The sequence below is a fragment of the Campylobacter sp. TJR-1 genome (assembly GCF_032840035.1).
Classification (GTDB): domain Bacteria; phylum Campylobacterota; class Campylobacteria; order Campylobacterales; family Campylobacteraceae; genus Campylobacter; species Campylobacter fetus.
This window is the reverse complement of record NZ_JAWIZX010000004.1, coordinates 194,278-212,577: the sequence shown is the minus strand read 5'-3', so window position 1 is coordinate 212,577 and position 18,300 is coordinate 194,278. Positions and strand designations below refer to the sequence as shown.

18 protein-coding genes are annotated in these 18,300 nt (G+C 32.4%); 6 read left to right on the top strand and 12 right to left on the bottom strand.

Going from position 1 to position 18,300, the window contains the following annotated elements; translation table 11 throughout:
- Position 1: 1 nt before the first annotated feature.
- The 5 genes from RVY88_RS05830 to accD are packed head-to-tail and all read right to left on the bottom strand — an operon-like array spanning position 2 to position 3,628.
- Positions 2–922, bottom strand: coding sequence for a tRNA dihydrouridine synthase (locus RVY88_RS05830; protein WP_162167395.1), 921 nt, complete (start codon positions 920–922; stop codon positions 2–4).
- Positions 919–1,923 (bottom strand): hypothetical protein, encoded by a 1,005-nt coding sequence (locus RVY88_RS05825; RefSeq protein WP_010401708.1) that lies wholly within the window; start codon positions 1,921–1,923, stop codon positions 919–921. The genes RVY88_RS05830 and RVY88_RS05825 overlap by 4 nt, the downstream gene beginning before the upstream one ends.
- Positions 1,920–2,288: an RNA polymerase-binding protein DksA gene (gene dksA / locus RVY88_RS05820; protein ID WP_002848307.1), complete on the bottom strand. Its 369-nt coding sequence runs from the start codon at positions 2,286–2,288 to the stop codon at positions 1,920–1,922. Before dksA ends, RVY88_RS05825 begins: the two co-directional genes overlap by 4 nt.
- A 9-nt stretch (positions 2,289–2,297) precedes the next feature.
- Positions 2,298–2,747 (bottom strand): 23S rRNA (pseudouridine(1915)-N(3))-methyltransferase RlmH, encoded by a 450-nt coding sequence (locus RVY88_RS05815; RefSeq protein WP_011731749.1) that lies wholly within the window; start codon positions 2,745–2,747, stop codon positions 2,298–2,300.
- Positions 2,747–3,628: an acetyl-CoA carboxylase, carboxyltransferase subunit beta gene (gene accD / locus RVY88_RS05810; RefSeq protein WP_162167393.1), complete on the bottom strand. Its 882-nt coding sequence runs from the start codon at positions 3,626–3,628 to the stop codon at positions 2,747–2,749. Before accD ends, RVY88_RS05815 begins: the two co-directional genes overlap by 1 nt.
- 233 nt (positions 3,629–3,861) lie before the next feature.
- Between accD and RVY88_RS05805 the strand changes: the two genes are divergently transcribed.
- Entirely contained in the window at positions 3,862–4,458 is a 597-nt protein-coding gene (locus RVY88_RS05805; protein ID WP_002848312.1) for a peroxiredoxin, read from the top strand.
- A gap of 120 nt (positions 4,459–4,578) precedes the next feature.
- On the top strand, positions 4,579–4,965 hold the full coding sequence (locus RVY88_RS05800; protein WP_042960120.1) for a hypothetical protein: 387 nt from the start codon (positions 4,579–4,581) through the stop codon (positions 4,963–4,965).
- Positions 4,966–5,094: 129 nt separating this feature from the next.
- On the opposite strand, the gene serC is transcribed toward RVY88_RS05800, so the two are convergent.
- The 5 genes from serC to RVY88_RS05775 form a co-directional block, all read right to left on the bottom strand.
- The gene (gene serC / locus RVY88_RS05795) at positions 5,095–6,174 is read right to left on the bottom strand and encodes a 3-phosphoserine/phosphohydroxythreonine transaminase (protein ID WP_162167392.1); all 1,080 of its coding nucleotides are present in this window, start codon (positions 6,172–6,174) and stop codon (positions 5,095–5,097) included.
- Positions 6,175–6,185: 11 nt separating this feature from the next.
- A complete protein-coding gene (gene xseA, locus RVY88_RS05790; protein WP_162167391.1) occupies positions 6,186–7,349 on the bottom strand; it encodes an exodeoxyribonuclease VII large subunit in 1,164 nt (387 codons plus the stop codon).
- Positions 7,346–8,062: a bifunctional demethylmenaquinone methyltransferase/2-methoxy-6-polyprenyl-1,4-benzoquinol methylase UbiE gene (ubiE, locus tag RVY88_RS05785; protein WP_162167390.1), complete on the bottom strand. Its 717-nt coding sequence runs from the start codon at positions 8,060–8,062 to the stop codon at positions 7,346–7,348. Before ubiE ends, xseA begins: the two co-directional genes overlap by 4 nt.
- Positions 8,063–9,406, bottom strand: a complete 1,344-nt coding sequence (locus RVY88_RS05780; protein ID WP_167544644.1) for a hypothetical protein — start codon at positions 9,404–9,406, stop codon at positions 8,063–8,065.
- Positions 9,407–9,625: 219 nt separating this feature from the next.
- Complete coding sequence (locus RVY88_RS05775; protein ID WP_162167389.1) at positions 9,626–10,903, bottom strand: SLC13 family permease; 1,278 nt, start codon at positions 10,901–10,903, stop codon at positions 9,626–9,628.
- Between the two features lie 336 nt (positions 10,904–11,239).
- Here RVY88_RS05775 and RVY88_RS05770 point away from each other — a divergent pair, with 336 nt between their 5' ends.
- The 4 genes from RVY88_RS05770 to RVY88_RS05755 are packed head-to-tail and all read left to right on the top strand — an operon-like array spanning position 11,240 to position 15,980.
- The gene (locus RVY88_RS05770; RefSeq protein ID WP_024305306.1) at positions 11,240–12,223 is read left to right on the top strand and encodes an HlyD family efflux transporter periplasmic adaptor subunit; all 984 of its coding nucleotides are present in this window, start codon (positions 11,240–11,242) and stop codon (positions 12,221–12,223) included.
- On the top strand, positions 12,207–13,862 hold the full coding sequence (locus tag RVY88_RS05765; protein WP_002848327.1) for an ATP-binding cassette domain-containing protein: 1,656 nt from the start codon (positions 12,207–12,209) through the stop codon (positions 13,860–13,862). The genes RVY88_RS05770 and RVY88_RS05765 overlap by 17 nt, the downstream gene beginning before the upstream one ends.
- Positions 13,852–14,925 (top strand): ABC transporter permease, encoded by a 1,074-nt coding sequence (locus tag RVY88_RS05760; RefSeq protein ID WP_317051273.1) that lies wholly within the window; start codon positions 13,852–13,854, stop codon positions 14,923–14,925. Before RVY88_RS05765 ends, RVY88_RS05760 begins: the two co-directional genes overlap by 11 nt.
- A complete protein-coding gene (locus tag RVY88_RS05755) occupies positions 14,922–15,980 on the top strand; it encodes an ABC transporter permease (RefSeq protein WP_317051272.1) in 1,059 nt (352 codons plus the stop codon). The genes RVY88_RS05760 and RVY88_RS05755 overlap by 4 nt, the downstream gene beginning before the upstream one ends.
- An 18-nt stretch (positions 15,981–15,998) precedes the next feature.
- Here RVY88_RS05755 and perR read toward each other — a convergent pair whose 3' ends face one another.
- Both perR and dxs read right to left on the bottom strand, forming a co-directional pair.
- A complete protein-coding gene (gene perR, locus RVY88_RS05750; RefSeq protein WP_002848342.1) occupies positions 15,999–16,415 on the bottom strand; it encodes a peroxide-responsive transcriptional repressor PerR in 417 nt (138 codons plus the stop codon).
- An 82-nt stretch (positions 16,416–16,497) separates the two neighbouring features.
- Entirely contained in the window at positions 16,498–18,300 is a 1,803-nt protein-coding gene (gene dxs, locus RVY88_RS05745; protein ID WP_162167073.1) for a 1-deoxy-D-xylulose-5-phosphate synthase, read from the bottom strand.

The following is an 18,300-nucleotide window of genomic DNA, read 5'->3' as shown; positions in this document are numbered from 1 at the left end:
CTTACTTGAAAAATGACCGCAATATTTTTAGCATATCATCCGGATCTGAGATATGATTTATATCATTTCTAAATGAACTTGCTCCATCTATACCTTTTGAGTATTCATGCAGGTGTTTTCTAAATATTCCTATGCCGTGTTCGCCATAATAATTCAGCATTTCGTTAAAATGCTCTAAAACAATCTGTTTTTTAATATTTTTATCTACTGGCTTTTTATGTTTTATTTCATAAAATATCCAAGGATTTCCTATACTTGCTCTTCCTATCATGACCCCGTCGCAGTTAGTAAGGCGCAGTATTTCATCTGCGTTTTTTGCATTTATATCGCCGTTTGCAATTACTGGTATCGACACGCTTTGCTTTACTAAACCTATAGCTTCATAATCGACCTTAGCACTGTATCCACCGGCTCTTGTTCTACCGTGAACGCATATGAAATCAGCACCAGCGTTTTCTATATCTTTTGCTATATTGTGTGCGGTTTTACTATTAAATCCTAGACGTATTTTAACTGAAGTATAGTGCTTATTAGATGTTTTTTTGATAGTTTCTACTATTTCACATAGCGTTTTTATATCATTTAGCAGAGCGGATCCCGAATTTTGTTTTACTACTTTTGGAACAGGGCAACCGCAGTTTAAATCGATTCCATCGATTCCTTCAATATCATTTAAAATTTGAACTGCTTGTTTGATAATTTCAGAACCGTTTCCGGCTAATTGCACTATATATGGTGTTTCTAAAGGATTTTTTTCTATCATTGAAACTGTTTTGTTATTCTCATATACCAAAGCGTTTGAGCTTATCATTTCGCTTACTGTAACATCGCAGCCAAATTTTTTTACAATTCCCCTAAGAGGCAGGTCTGAAAAACCTGCCAAAGGCGCTAGAAATAGTGGTTTTGAACTAAAATCTATCATTTATAAAACATATCTACGGGAGCTAATCTTCCACTTTCTCTCAAAAATAGTAATGTTTTTATCTTATCAAAATCTCCGTGTTCTATAGAAGCTAAACTTTCTCTTAGCTTATCTAACATTTGTAAATCATAAAGTATGTATAAATACGCTTCCATGGCATTTGAATGCTCGTTTTTTAGTCTATCAAACATAGATATAAGCTTATCTGGATCAAGTTTTGTTTTTAGAAGAATGGCTAGTTTGATATATTCATCACAGCTAAATTCGTTTTTGTTTATCATAGTAAATAGCTCAGAACTTGCAATTTCGAAATTTTCATTTTTAACATATCTTTTTACAAGGCTAAATATATCATCATTTGTATAGGCAAAGTTAAATTTACAAAGTTCTATATAGCTCGCAAAGTTTATAAGCGCGCTATAAGCTTCTTTATAAATTGCGTCATTTATCTCATTTTTACTAGAGATCAAAGTTATAGCGTATTTGTAATCAGCTTTGATTTTATTTTTTTCATTTTGCAAAAATAGAGGATTTGTTTTCAATATCTTAAATTTTTTTATATCGCAAGCCTCACCGTTTTTAACTTTTTTAGATATTTCATAAGCAGATTTTAACTCTTCGTTTTTTAAATTTGGCTCACCAAGATCTACCCAAGGAGAAAGTGATTTTGTGATCTCGCTAGGACTTAAAAATAGATCTGTTTTAAAATCTTTATTTGATTCAAGACCTAGATATATCTCTTTTGCCAAAGTATTATAAAGCTGCAGATCATTTTTAACGGCTCTTGCGTCTAAAAAGTTTTTAAAACCGTAATAGCTCATATGAAGTATACTAAGTAGTGCAAACAGTGTTATAGGTATAATGATCCATGTTGCTATAGGTAAGTTTATATTGTACTCAAACAGATTGACGCTAAAGTCCTGATTGATAAATGAAAATGTCATTACCCATACTAGAGCTATATATACAACAGAATAAAATATATATCTTCTTGTTTTCATTGCATATCCTTATTTTTATTGTTTTTTTCTATTATTTCTCGACAAGTTATACAGTATTTTGCATTAGGTTTTACTTTAAGTCGTTCTATATCTATCTCATCTTCACACATATCGCAAATTCCATAAGTGCGGTTTGCAATCTTTTTCAAAGACTCGTCTATCTCGTTTAACTCAGATCTTTGCTTAGCAGATATCGAATGTTCTAGTATAGCATCAGCGTTTATACTTGCAAAATCAAACTCGTCGCTAGCGCCGCTTTGTCGTAAGCCGTTTATCTCGTCTGCCGCATCAAGTATATTTTTATTGATCTGAATTTTACGTTCCTCAAGAAGATTTTTAAAAAACTCTAAGTCGCTTTGTCTCATCTGCTTCCTTTATTTATGATATGGATGATTTGCGTTGATGCAAAGTCCTCGAAAAATTTGCTCAAAAAGCATTAGTTTTGCTATTTTATGCGCTAAAGTCATCTTTGATAGGCTGATTAATCTGTTCATCTTTGTTTTGAACTGAGGACTAAGTCCATAAGCTCCGCCTATGAAAAATGAAATTTGAGAGCTATTTTTCAATAAATCGGCAAATTCTACACTATCTAGGTGATAGCCTTTTTCATCAAGCCCAATGCAATACCCATTAAGGCAATGCTCATAAGCTAAGTCGTAAGCTTTGTGAGCTTGCTCTTTTGACGCACTTTGGGCTTTTGCTATTTGAGAGTTAAATTTATTTATATCTTTTATATCAGCCCATTTAGATGACATCTTGATATACTCTTTTATGTTATCAAAATCATCATCTTTTTTTTGTATACAATGGACTAGGATCTGCATCACACAGCCTTAGGCTCAAAATCCGGCTTTTGTAAATTTGCATCTTCTTTCATAAAAAACCTAACCATATCGGCTAGATATTTCTTATGCTCACTTCTAGGAATTATAGCATCTATAAGTCCATGCTCTAGTAAAAATTCGGCTCTTTGAAATCCTTCTGGGAGACCAGCTTTTATAGTTTGTTCTATAACTCGTTGACCGGCAAATCCTATAAGTGCACCTGGTTCAGCGATGATCAAATCTCCAAGCCATGCAAATGAGGCTGAAACTCCACCCATAGTAGGATCTGTTAAAACTGAAATATAAGGCAATTTATTATCGCTTAAAAGTTTCAAAGCTGCACTTGTTTTGCTCATTTGCATAAGACTAAACGTACTTTCTTGCATTCTAGCTCCGCCGCTCGCGCTTACTATTATAAGAGCTTGTCTTTTTTCTATGGCTCGTTTTACTGCGCGAGTGATTTTTTCGCCCTCGACAGAGCTAAGACTTCCGCCCATAAAACTAAAATCAAATACGACAAGCTGCACCGGTATAGAGTCTATACAAGCTTCACCAGATATAACAGAACTCGTTTTACCGCTTTTTTCTTCGCTTTCAGATATTCTTTTTTTATAGGATTTTTTATCTACAAATTTAAGTGGATCTACTGGTCTAAGTTCAGAGTCAAACTCAACAAAACTATCTCGATCGGCTATCAACTCTACTCTTTTGTTCGCGCTTAAACGCATATGATAACCGCATTTAGGGCATACATTAAAACATGCTTCTACTTCTTTATAATACATTAAAGAGTTACAGCTATTACATTTGATCCAGTGACTTGGTGCTTCGCTTGGATCTGATTGTTTTCTTCTTATTTTTGAAAAAAAATCACCAAACATTTTTTTCCTTAGCTTTTAAAAATTGGTCGATTATAACCAACTTTAGCCAAATTTTTCTTTAAAACAGTAGATAATACACTGCAAGTAAATTTAAATTAAATTAAAATTACAATAAATTACAGCTTAATCATTTTTAAATTTTAAAATAACATTATTTATCATTATTTAAAATTAATTAATATAGCAGGGATATAATTTCGCCAAAAATAAAAATTACTAAGGAGAACTGGGTTATGTTAGTTACAAATAAAGCGCCTGCTTTAAAAGGCGTAGCGGTTTTAGGCAATGGTCAAATAGATGAAAATTTCGAACTTTACAAAAACATAGGATCAAAGGGTGCGGTAGTATTTTTCTATCCAAAAGATTTTACTTTTGTTTGCCCAAGTGAGATTATAGCATTTGATCACAGATATAAAGAGTTTAAAGAAAGAGGCATTGAAGTTATCGGCGTAAGCTGCGACAATGAGTATTGCCACTTTGCATGGAGAGAGACTGACGTAAAATGCGGCGGTATCGGAAGAGTTCAATTTCCATTAGTTGCCGACCTTAAAAAAGAGTGGGCAAAAGGTTTTGACGTGTTATTTGATGAGGCAGTTGCTCTAAGAGGAAGTTTCTTATTAGATAAAGACGGAACGGTAAGACACGCCGTTATAAATGACCTTCCACTTGGAAGAAACATCGATGAGATGGTAAGAATGGTAGATACAATGCTATTTACGAATGAGCATGGCGAAGTTTGCCCTGCAGGTTGGAGCAAAGGCGATAAAGGTATGAAGCCTTCTACCGATGGTGTTGCTTCTTATCTTGGCGAAAACGGCGATAAGCTATAATATATTACTACTATTTTGCAAGCCTTTTTTAGGCTTGCTTTTTTAAATTCATTTCTTAATACAATTTTACTAAATACCAATTTTGACGATATATAGTCTAATATTTTATAAGGAGATATTATGATTAGTGAGTTAAATAGTATGAATACCTCTCAAACAAGCAAGATATCAATACAAAATTTAAATAACTTAAAATCACCAAACAGCATTCAAGCAAAATCTTCTGACAAATCCTCTGCTCAGTCAGTTAAGCAAGCAGAAGAAATCGATACTTCTTCTGGTGCAAGCAGTAGCATTGAAGCCGTAAAAAAGATGCTTGAAAAACGCTTAGAACAACTTCAAAAACAGTTAGAAACAATTCAAAAACAGATAGCTCAGTATCAAAATAATAGTAATGAATATGCACAAAATATACTCAAAGAACTTTCTCAAAAGGCAAGCGGTCTTATCTCTCAGATAGCAGAAGTATCAGCAAGTCTTGCAGAAATAGAGAAAAATAAAAAGTAAAATTTGTATCAAATTGACTTTTTGAGCTTATGATTTATAAAATATCTAAATTTAATATATAAATTTAGATATTTATTTAGTAAGAAATGGATATTTTTCTAGGTAAATTTATGAGTTATTCAACCAAATTTACCCATTTACTCTTTCAAACTCTTTCATAAAATTTACTAATGTTTGAACATCTTTTAAGCAAACCGCGTTATATATAGATGCTCTAATTCCGCCAAGAAGCCTATGCCCTTTTAGTCCTATCATAGAGTTTTTTTCTGCTTCGCTCACAAACTTAGCATCAAGTTCTGCGCTAGGAGTAGTGAAGCTTACGTTCATAAGAGATCTTGAACCTGTTTTTGCGTGAGCTTTGTAGAAGCTTGAAGTGTCGATGATATCGTATAATAAAGCCGCTTTTTGCTCATTTAGTTTATTTATAGCGCTTAACCCGCCTTGATCTTTTATCCAGTCAAGCACTAAATCAAACATATATATACCAAACGTACAAGGCGTATTTGCTAAAGAGTTTGCTTCTATCTGAGTTGTATATCGAAGCGGAGTTGGAACGTTATGTTTTACTCTATTTGCAAGATCTTTTTTTATGATTATTAGCGTAACTCCTGCCGGTCCCGCGTTTTTTTGCGCTCCTCCGTAAAACAGACCGATATTTTTTGCGCTAAAATCTATCTCGCGGCTTAAAAGATCACTGCTACTATCTACTACTAAAGGGCATTTTGTATTTGGTAGATCTTTGTATTGTGTACCGTAAATAGTGTTATTTGAGCATATATATGCATAGTCTGCGTCGTCTGAAAAACGTATATTTTCCGGGATACGGTCAAATCTGGTCTCTTCGCTTGAGGCAACAACTTCATAATTTATATTTTGTATTTTTGCCTCTTTTATGGCTTTTGTTGTCCAAATTCCCGTATTTACATATTGCGCAATTCTGCCGTTATATATATTCATTGGAACTTGTGCAAACTGCAAAGTAGCTCCACCTTGTAAAAAAAGTACCGAGTAATCATCGTTTAAACCATAAAATGCTTTGATTTTTTCTATTGCATTATTATGAAGTGCGTCAAATACTTTACCTCTATGACTCACTTCCATAATACTAAACCCCATCCCTTTGTAACTTACAAACTCTTTTTGCGCTTGTTCTAATACGCTTAAGGGGATCGCGCTAGGTCCGGCGCTGAAATTTAAAACTCTTGTCATATCTTGCCTTTCTAAGATTTTATTATCGCATTTTTCTTCGTTATTTGTGAATATATAGATATCTCATCACCTATTTGTAATTCATGGAGTGGCATTATTTTGCCGTTTTTTTCTATTTGAACCATGTTTTTAGTGGCTTTGAAAAACTGTTCTTGTCTATCAAATACCAGCTCAAATTCCTTTATTTTATGTGCTAAATTATTTATTTTTGAAGTTATTAAATTTTCTAAATTTGCTTTTTTGTTTTCTAAAGTTAAATTTGCTTTTTCTATTTTTTGGCTTATTGCTTGATTTTTTAAGCTTTGATTTATTAAATTTAGTATATTAAATGAGTTTTGAAATTTGCCATCTATGAAACTCTCAAATTTATCAAAAGCTATATCTAAGCTTTGTAAAATCGTGTTGGCATCCGGTAACAAATCAACCATAGCAGCAGTCGGAGTCAGGCTTCTGTGATCACTTACAAAGTCACTTATACAGTAGTCTATCTCATGTCCTACTGCCGAGACTATAGGAGTTTTTAGGGTAAAAATCACTCTTGCTAAATTTTCATCGTTAAAGCACCAAAGATCCTCTTTACTACCGCCTCCGCGGGCTAAAACTATTGCGTCAAAACCAATTTTATCGGCTTTTTGTAGCATTTGTATGATGTTTGCAGCTGCCATTTCACCTTGAACTAAAGTGTTAAATGCTATAAACTCGCAAAGTTTGTATCTTGAGTTTATGACTTTTAACATATCTTGATAGGCTGCTGATGTTAGGCTTGTGACTATGGCTATTTTTTTTGGAAATTTAGGAAGAGGTTTTTTAAATTTTATATCAAAAAGTCCCTCGTTTTCTAACTTTGATTTAAGCTGATTAAATGCAAGTTCAAGCTCTCCTATACCAACAGGAAGCATTTTATTTGCTAATAACTGATAACTTCCGCTCGGCGGATAAATCGTTAATTTTCCATAGATCGTTACTTGCATTCCATCTTTTACTTCAAATTTAACCTGCTGATTGCTAAATTTATACATAGCGGAGCTTATAACGCTTTTTTCATCTTTTAATGAGAAGTACCAATGTCCGGAGCTATGACGAATAAGTCTTGAAATCTCTCCAGTAACCTCCACAAAGCTAAAATGAGTTTCTAGAAGCGCTTTAGCTTGTTCGTTTAGTTCGCTTACGGTCATATTTGTTTGACTTTTTTTGCTATAAAAAGTGTGCTTATATCAAAACTAAAACCTTTGCAAAATTCTATCTCGAATCCGGCTTTTATAAGTTCATCGCAAAAGCTATTTTTATCTAAGAAATTCTCAATGCTGCTAGGCAAATATGTATAAGCTGCTTCATTTTTGCTTATAAAGCCTCCTATCTTCGGTAAAATTTTACTAAGATAAAAATCTCTTATTTTTGATATAAATCCACCTTGCTCTCTTTTTGTAAATTCTAAAATCGTCACATAACCGCCCGGTTTTAAGATTTTGTTAAATTCTTTTAGCGCTTCTTCTCTTTTAACTACGTTTCTTATGCCGTAGCTGATGCTTATTATATCTGCAAAATCATTTGGTAAAGAAGTATCGTTTGCAAGAGCGGTTATGAAGTTATAATTTGGAAATTTTTCTTTAGCCACTTCAAGCATTCCAACGCTTGGATCAACTCCGCTCATAGAAGATATTTTAATATTTTTTTTATTTGCCATTTGCTCCCAAATGTTCATCATATCGCCTGTTCCACATGCAACATCTACTATGTTTATCTCTTTTGCTTTTAGTTTATCAAGCACGATGCAACAAGCGTTTTTTCTCCAGCTGGTATCAACTCCAAAGCTTAAAATACGGTTGGCTTTATCGTAAGTAGGTGCTATTTGGTTGAACATTTCTATGATTTTTTCTTGTTTTTCCACTCAAATTTCCTTTGTGTAATATACTTTTAGTTTTTTTGAGAATTTGCCTATTTTTTTTGTGATTTTTTGTGATTTTTTGTCTGCTTTTTTTATAGTTTTTAGGATTTTTAAATTTAAACTTTTTTTGAAAAATTCAAGACTATCGTTATCTTTGAATTTAGCATTTTCAAATAATCTGCATTGAGACAAAAATCTTAAATTTTCTATCAGATTATCTAAATTTTTTATCATTTTATTAGTATTTCCAAATATATCTCCGAAATACCATAAAATCGCTCTTAAATCTCTGCATTGTTTATATATTTGTTTATAATTTTTTTTGCGTTTTATACTTTTTATGGTTTTTAGTATTTCTAATCTCAATCTATAAGCGGACGCGGTTTTTATCGGTGTAGAGTTATTGGAGGCATAAAAATAATCTTCATCGTTAAGCACGATATTCCACTCTTTTAGCTCTTTTTCGAAAGTATCTGAGCTTAAAAGCAGTATAGTTTCATCTTCTAAAATTTGCCTTTGTTTATTGTAGTTTTCACTATTTATTAGCTCAAAACCAGCAGTATTCGTGTAATCAATCAAAAGATTTGCTCTTATTAATTCTGTTGTTTTTCTGATTTTTTGGCTAAAAGTATCTAAAAAAACAGATATTATCTTCTCATCAAATGCAAATTTAAAAATATCCATAAGTGAATAACTTACTCTTAAAGCGTCTCTTAAATTTGTTAATGTGGATTGATCTTTTCCTTGTAGGTATTTTAATTTGTACTCTAAAATCATCTTGTAATTTTGTAATAAAGCAAGTCTGATAGCATCGTAACTGCTTATATTTTTCCCAAAAAATAGTTTTATATGATTAAGTTTTTCTACCATCTTTACTGTTTTTTTGTAATTAAATTTAAAATCAGGAAGTCCAAAAAGTGCAAGATTTTTATTTTTATATCTTTCATCAAATGTTATCTCTTTGTTTATATAATTTTTTAAAAATTCAGGTAGTACAAATACATCGGCGTCTGATTTTTTCATAAATTCTATCTCAAAAATCGCCAGATCGGATAAGCAATCATTATAAATGTCTATATTGCATGGAAAATTATTTAGTTTAAATATATATCTTGATTTAGAAATTTGATTTGCGATGCTGTTTTTGCGCTGTTTTTGAAACTCTTTTTCAGAAATTACGGTTTCATTTTCTTGTCTTATGAGGCCTTTGCCTATTTTTATTGTTTTTATAAATTCGTTTGCAGTTTTGCGAAATCTAACTTCGTAATTAGGAGCGATTTTTGTATAAAATTGTAGAATATTTACTTTTTTAAATTCGACTCCTTCGAGCATTAATGCTATTTGCATGAAGCCGTTATTTAATAGAAATTTGCGCTCAATTTCTAAAACCAAATCAAGATCCTTTGCCTACAAAATGGGAATATTTTACCTGAAATCTACTAAAAACTAGCTTTATACATATTCACCTATTTTTTTCTTAAAATTAAAATATAAGGCGATATTTGACTTATATTGCAAAAAATATTAAATATATTTTGAGCAGGTTAGAACCAATATATTTTAAATTTAGTTAAAAAATCCGATGATAAGCAAAGCAAATCCACCTAAAACCAATATCGCAGGTAGCACTAACAATCCTATAAATAGCTCTTTGCTCTCTTTTGGATCTTTTGTCCCGGCTAGAACAAGTGCGCCTCCCGTGCTAAAAGGAGAATACCCAGTAAATGTAGCAAAGCAGACGACTATACTAAGTCCTAAGGCGATATCTATATTTAAATTCGGAATAATAGGAAAAAAAGTGGGTATCACGACGCCTAGCGTACTAGAAAATATACTCATTGTGCTTGAAGATATCCCAAGCAGATAAGCTATAGTATGTTCATCTGTCGATACGCTATTTATATAGATGCTAAGTTTATCGATAGCTCCTGCTTCTTTGGCAAGAGCTATGAGCATACCGAGCCCGCATATCATAAAAACAATATCCCAAGGTATATTTCTAAATGCTTCTTTTTCATCTCCGATGTTGAATATAATAGCAAGACATACTCCAAGAAAGCAAAGAAAAATCGGATTTAAAATATCGCTTGCTTTTTGCATAAATACGCTATGTGGAACAAATGCCAACCAGATAGACGGTGCCATAACTAAAGCAAATATAAAAGTAACTAAAGATATGGTTTTGATATGTATTTTGCTTAATTTTGCCGGTTTTTCTATTTTGTTTGCATGTACTGTGTAGCCTTTTAGCACAAAATATCCAACTATAAAGATCAAAGTATGCACAAAAAACATATTTTTATATATCGATACTGTAAAATCGCTAGCTACCGAGTCGTTAAATCCTAAATTTAGTATTATGCTATTTACGAATCGACCCCCGATCGTGAACGGATTAAATCCGCTGGCGCACGATCCGGAGTATATAATGATAGCCGCTAACATTTTACTCATATTTATTTTATTTGCTATGTAAAGTACTAACGGCGACATAAATGCAAATCCGGCGTAATGTCCTGCTATGCCGACAAACATTGCAACGATTATAAACAAAACAATCGGAATAGCCCAAGGTTGATTTCTTGAGACGTAAATGGCTTTTGACGCCAAAAGATTTAGCGTACCGTTACTTATAGCAAAACCGTAAAAGAACGTCATTGATATAAGTATGAAAAATAGATTTAATCCCCATAAATTTATTATATTTTTTACTTCTAATCCATGGATAAATGCTGCTATAAATGCAAGCGGAATGGCAAATATACCTATATTTGTTTTGTATAAGTATCCTAAAATAATAGAACCGATCAAAAACACGGGTATGAGAATTTGTATGGTTTGCATTTTCCCTCTTTTAAATTTTTAAATTACGCTAACATTAGGTTAAATTTAAAAATATTTTAAACATTGTTATTTAAATTTAACTAATTTTTTTGCGTAGTGATTATAAATTTCTATTATTTAAATATTATCAAATCAATATTATATTTTGTTTAAAATTTAGTTTAAATTTAATATATAATGTATTTATTATGAAAAAACTCTACCATACGATAAAAATAGTTGCATAAATATATCTAAATAAGCTTAAAATTTGAATAGTTCTATTCAGATACATTTAAACTTCTGGATTGTATAATATTTATCTATTATTAATTGTTATTTTAAAATGGAGTTTATTTGAAAAAGCTTGGAGTTATCGGTGTTGTTCTGGTTTTGATATTTTTATTTTATAAATTCTATGAAAAAGAGTTTATACTAAAAGATAAGGACGATATTTTTTACGGAAATGTTGATACAAAAACAGTCGATCTCTCTTTTAGATTTTTAGGCGAAATAGTAGATATCTCGAAAATCGAAGGTGCTAAGGTTTCAAAAGGTGAACCCTTGGTATATCTTGATGACTCATATCTTCAAAACTCTCTAAATAGCTTAAAATCAAAGATAAACATAGAAAATATAAATCTTTTAAAACTAGAATCTGGTTATAGGATAGAGGAGATAAAGCAGAGTAAAGCCAGACTTGAGGCTGCTGCTGCAAATTTAAAAGAGACACAAAACTCATTTAATAGACAACAAAAACTTATGCTATCAAAAGCAACTTCCGAAGAGGCGTTTATGACTGCTCAAACACGCTTTGAAGCTGCTAAAGCAAATTTAAATCTTGCTCAAGCTAATTACGAACTTCTTAAAAACGGATATCAAAAAGAGGATATCGAAGCTCAAAGAGAGCTTGTAAGATATTTAAATATTAATCTTGAAGCTATAGAGCTTGATATAAAAAATTCGGTTTTAATCTCTCCGTATGATGGAATTTTGCAAAAAAGATATAAAGAAATAGGTGCTATAACAAACGCAAATGAGCCAGTAGTCGAGATCGCTAGAGATGATAAATACTTCATAAGAGCTTATATAGATGAGAAAAATCTTGGTAAGATAAAACTCGAACAAAAGATGAAAATTTTTAGCGATGCAAGAAGCGAGCCGTATCTTGGCTATATAAATTTTATCTCATCTGTGGCTGAATTTACTCCTAAGAACATTCAAACTACGGAGCTAAGATCAGATCTTGTTTATAAATTTGAAGTTACGTTGATAGATAAAGATGATCGACTAAAGCAAGGTATGCCAGTGCATATCAAATTCAATGATCAAAGCAACTAATCTTACAAGAAATTTTGATAAGCCTTTTACCGAGGCTTTAAAAAGTATTAATTTCGATGCCATCAAAGGCAAAATCACAGGCGTAGTAGGACCAGATGGTTCAGGAAAAACAACCCTTCTTAGGCTTTGCGCCGGACTTCTCACACCAAGTAGCGGCGAATTAAATGTTTTAGGCTATAAAATGCCTTGTAGCCAGAAAGATTTTTTAAATAAAATCGGCTACATGCCTCAAATATTTGGCTTATATGAAGATCTTACTTGTGAAGAAAATTTAAATTTATATGCAAAGCTTCAAGATGTACAGCATTCAAAGCAACGCATAGATGAAATTTTGGAATTCACAAATTTAAAAATATTTAAAGATAGATTAGCTGGAAGTTTGTCCGGAGGAATGAAGCAAAAGTTGGCTTTTGGCGCAACTTTGCTTAAAAAACCGGAGCTCCTTTTACTAGATGAGCCAGGAGTCGGCGTAGATCCTATTTCTAGAGAAGAGATTTGGTCTATGGCAAAAAGTTTAACGGGCGTAAGTATATTGTGGGCGACTTCTTACCTTGATGAAGCTGGTTTGTGTGATAAAGTTTTACTCATAAATGACGGTAAAATTATATTTGACGACGATCCTAAACGTATAAATAATATATTAGAAAATAGAGTATTTTTAGTCGAAGTAAGAGGCGATAAAAAATCATTTTTAACTAATATTTTAGAGCACGATAATGTTTTAGATGCATATTTTGTCGGCTCAAAAATAAGAGTTGTTTTGAAAACGAAAGATTGCTCTTTGTTTCAAGATTTTGCGGATTTTAAATTTGAAAATGTAGCTCCTAGTTTTGAAGATGCATTTGTTGATATGCTAAAAATAAAAACTAAAGCGCATTCAAAACTAACTGCTATACTAAACAGAGTCGATAAGCAAGATTGTTTTGCTCTAAAAGCTATAGGTCTCACAAAAAAATTTGGCTCATTTACCGCTACTGATAACATTAGTTTTGAGATTAGCAAGGGTGAAATATTCGGCTTTTTAGGTCCTAATGGAGCCGGTAAATCGACCACGTTTAAGATGATTTGTGGACTTTTATCTAGAAGTGAAGGAGAGTCTCTTATCTATGGAAATAGCATAGATGTTATGAAAAATAAGATAGGCTATATGGCTCAAAAATTCTCATTATACGGAAATCTAGGCTTAAAAGACAATCTTGACTTTTTTGCCGGACTTTATGGGCTTAGGGGAAAAGAAAAAAGAGATAAAATAGCCTCTATGATAGAAATTTTCGGCTTTGATAGATATTTGAAAAATAAAGTTTTTGAGCTGCCTCTTGGTATAAAACAGCGCCTTGCTTTATCGTGTGCCCTTATGCATTCTCCTCTTGTATTATTTTTAGATGAAGCGACAAGCGGAGTAGATCCTATCACTAGGAAGGAGTTTTGGAGGCATATAGATGCTATTTCAAATTTAGGAATAAGTGTTATGGTTACGACTCACCTTATGGATGAAGCCGAGCTTTGTGATAGAGTAATGATTATCGATCAAGGAAAGATGATAGCGGTGGGAGCTCCCGATGAGCTAAAGCAAAGAGTCGGCGCGATATCTGTAAAAGATGCGTTTATAAAGCTTATAAAGGGTACAAATGAACTTTAAAAGGATTTTTGCTATCGTCATTAAAGAGAGCTTGCAGGCTATGAGAGATCCAAGTACTGCTTTGATAGCTATTATTTTGCCTATTATTTTATTGTTTTTGATGGGATACGCGGTATCTTTGGATGCTAAAAATATATCTTTTGGTATAGTAAATTACAGTAGTTCAAAGGATTCAAAAGAGATAATATCGAAGTTTGCTGCATCAAAATTTTTTATCACAAAAATAACTACCGATAAAAATGAGCTTATAAATGATATGAAATTAAATAAAATAAGCGGATTTCTAGTCATTGATGATGATAAAAATAGCCTTAAATTTCAAATTATCACGGATGGAAGCGAGCCAAATACTGCAAATTTGATACGTCAATACGGATCTAGTATAATTTATATTTGGGCAGAAAATTTAACTTCAAAACGCGTTTTGTTAGAGTCTAGATACTGGTTTAATGAAAAATTATCCAGTAGATATTTTTTGATACCCGGTTCAATCGCAGTTATAATGACTTTAATAGGTACTTTGCTCACATCTCTTGTTATCGCTAAAGAGTGGGAGAGAGGAACTATGGAGTCTTTGATGAGTACGCCGGTTTCAAATTTAGAGATAATTATAGGTAAGCTGATTCCTTATTTCGTATTTGCTATGCTCTCAGCCGTAATCTGTTTTTTTGTGGCGTACTTCTGGTATGAAATTCCATTTAGAGGGAGTATTTTTATACTGTTTTTGTTAAGTTTTATCTATCTTTTTCCGGCCCTTTTAATCGGACTTTTTATCTCAACTATAGCTAAAAATCAGTTTGTAGCAGCTCAAATTTCGATTATTGTAGGCTTTTTGCCCGCATTTTTACTTTCGGGATTTGTGTTTGAGATAAGCAATATGCCTACATTTATCCAGTATCTTTCATATTTTGTCCCTGCGACTTATTTTGTAAATTCGTTAGGAAATATATTTTTAGTTGGAAATTTATACAATGTTTTTATTTTAGATGCTATTTACATGCTCATTATAGGATTTGTAGTAGGTATTTTGGTACTTAAAAAGTCAAAAAGGAGTTTGGATTGAGACTATTGTCTCTTATCAAAAAAGAAATTTTGGCGATAAAAAATGATAAAAAAAGCATGATTGTTGTGATGGTGCCGCCTCTTATGCAGATTTTGATTTTTGCATTTTCTGTTACTTTGGAAGTAAGAAATTTAAATTTAGCTGTTTTAAATTTAGATAGTTCAAAACAGAGCAGAGAGATAATTCAAAAGCTTGAAAGTGCTAAATTTGTAAAAAATATCGTAATGGTCAAAAGTCTTAATGAAGCAAAAGAGTTGCTTACGGGCCAAGAGGTTTTTGCGTTTTTAATGATCCCTAAAGATTTTGTTATAAGAGGAGAAAGTTTAGGTCTAGTTTTAGATGGCAGACATTCAAACTCAGCTCAAATAGTAAATGGATACATCGAACAGACTATGATATCGAATTTAAGCGATATACAAATTTCAGTTAGAAACTTCTATAATCCGAATTTAGAAAATTTTTGGTGGATAGTTCCAAATTTATACGGATCAATAGTTATGGTAATGGCGATAGTGCTTGCATCTCTTAGTATATCAAGAGAGCGCGAAATAGGGACTTTTGATCAAATTATCGTTTCTCCGCTAAAGCCTTTTGAAATTTTAATAGGAAAGTTGCTACCGGCACTTATACTTAGTTTATTATTATCAACTATTGTTATATTTATAATACGATTTTTCTTTAAAGTTCCTATTATAGGTTCTTTGTGGCTTTTGTATCTTGGTTCGACTATTTTTATATTTTCTGTATGCGGTATAGGATTATTTATATCTGCGCTTTGTAAAACGCAGCAACAAGCGATACTTGGATCATTTGTGTTTTTACTTCCGTCATTTATGCTTTCTGGATTTGTAACGCCGGTAGAAAATATGCCTGACTGGCTTGCGCCAATTAGCAATTTACTACCGCTTACTTACTATGTGGTATTTACAAAGGCAGTTTTTTTAAAAGATATTAGTTTTATAGATTCATTGAAATATATTTTACCTATGTTTATCATAGGCATCGTATCTCTGTGCATAACTCTAATATTTTTCAAAAAAAATGTGCTAAAATAAGTCCGGATTAATCCAGACTTAACAATTAGAGCACTTTTTGCAGCCGTTTGTTGTTGCTACTATATTTAGTCTATCTATCAAATTTCCTATCTTTTTTTCTAGATGTTCTTGATACTCAACCATTTTAGCATCATCGCAATTTACATCTTCTACATGACCGCAAACAGAACATACTACATGAATATGAGGATGTTCATAAATATCATATTTGGCTTTTTGATTTGGAGTATTAACCTCTACAACTAGCTTTTCATCTATTAATGTATTTAAATTTTTATAGACTGTAGCTAATGATATAGATGGATAATCCCTCTTAATCTCAGCATAGAGTTCTTCTATTGTGGGGTGGGTGTGCTTGTCTAATATTTTTAGCACACAGAGTCTTTGTGGTGTGGCTTTTAGATTAGCCTGTTTTAATAGCTCCATGTAATCCATACTAATTTCCTCTGAATTATTTTTGCTATTGTATCTAAAAAAAGATTAAAATATCTTTATATCAATTAATATTTTTTATCTTTTAAAACGTATTAGAGATTTTTTCAGCGCTAATAGATAAATAATCCTCGACAATACTAGTTTTTCCATGTTTTATGAATGTATCTTCGTATTCAAAACTTTTTATTAAAATATTTGTTAATAAATTTTCTTGTAAAAATCCAGCCAATATTTCTCCTATGCCTCCTCTTTTGGCACTATCGCTGAATACATACCACTTATTATGAGTTTTTGCGATCTGAAGTAAAAGCTCTTTATCAAGTGGTTTTGCAAAGACTAAATCTACTATCGTAGGTTTGAAATTTAACTTTTTAGCAGTTTGTACTGCTTTTCCAACTCCGTTTCCATATCCGATAAAAGCTACACCGCCGTCTCCATTTTCTAAAATTTCACCTTTTGCAAGAGCTGTTTTTTGCGATTTATACTCATTATTTAAGATAAAGTTTCCGCGCGGATAACGAATAGCAAGAGGAGAATCAAAAGCGTATGAAAATTCCATTATATTTTTAAAACTCTCTTCATCGCGTGGAGCAACTAAATTTAAATTTGGAATTGCATTTAAAAAACTTATATCAAATGCACCTTGATGCGTTTCACCGTCTTCACCAACGATTCCTGCTCTATCCATACAAAATACTACCGGAAGCCTCATAATAGCGCAGTCGTGAATGACTTGATCATAAGCTCTTTGCATAAAAGTAGAATAAATAGCTATATAAGGCTTAAATCCTTCTTTTGCCATAGCCGCCATAGATGTTACGGCGTGTTGTTCGGCGATCGCAACATCCCAAAATCTATCGGGAAAAACTTCTATTATCTTATTTAAACCGGTTCCACTAGGCATAGCCGCCGTTACGCCTACTACATTTTCATACTTTTTGGCTAAATTTAAAAGTAATTCACTAAAGATATTAGTAGCACTTTTTTGATTTGCTTGATTTACGCTTTGACCGTTTTTTAGATTAAAAGGGCTTACTCCGTGCCACTTCTCTTTTGGACCTTCTGCTAGCTCATATCCTTTACCTTTTATGGTTTGGATATGAACAATAACTGGTTTATTCATCAATTTAGCGGTTGTAAAAGTAGAGATTAATTCTTTTAGGTCATGCCCGTCAACCGGTCCTATATACTCAAGTCCTAACTCTTCAAAAAACATTCCGGGAGTTATGAGCCTAAATCCCTCTTCAAAACGTTTTGCCATATACGCGGCTGAATCTGGAACGTAGCTTAGAAATTGATTTACTCTGGCTTTAAATTTCTGATAAAACTGTCCTGCCATCATCTGAGACAGATATTTACTAAGAGCCCCTATGGGTTTTGATATGCTCATCTCATTGTCATTTAGTATTATCACGCATGGATATTTTCTGTCTCCTAGCTCGTTTAATGCTTCATAAGCCATTCCAGCACTCATAGCCCCATCGCCTATTACGGCAACTGGAAGTCTGTTTTCGCCTTTTAATTTTATAGCTTTGCAAGCTCCTACTACAAGACTTATAGAAGTTGAGCTGTGCCCAGCTACAAAATAATCAAATTTACTCTCGCTAGGTTTTGTGTACCCGCTTATTCCATTAAATTGCCTAAGCGAATCAAATCGATTCCATCTATCGGTTAATAGTTTGTGTGCATAACTTTGATGGCTTACGTCAAAAATAAAAGGATCTTTTGATACGTCAAATACATAATGCATGGCTACGCTCAGCTCTACTGCCCCCATATTTGAGCTGAGATGTCCGCCGTTTGAACTTACGGTTTTTAGTATTTTATCTCTAAGAGTATCGCATAAATCAGTTAATTCTTCCAAACTTTTTGATTTTATATCCAT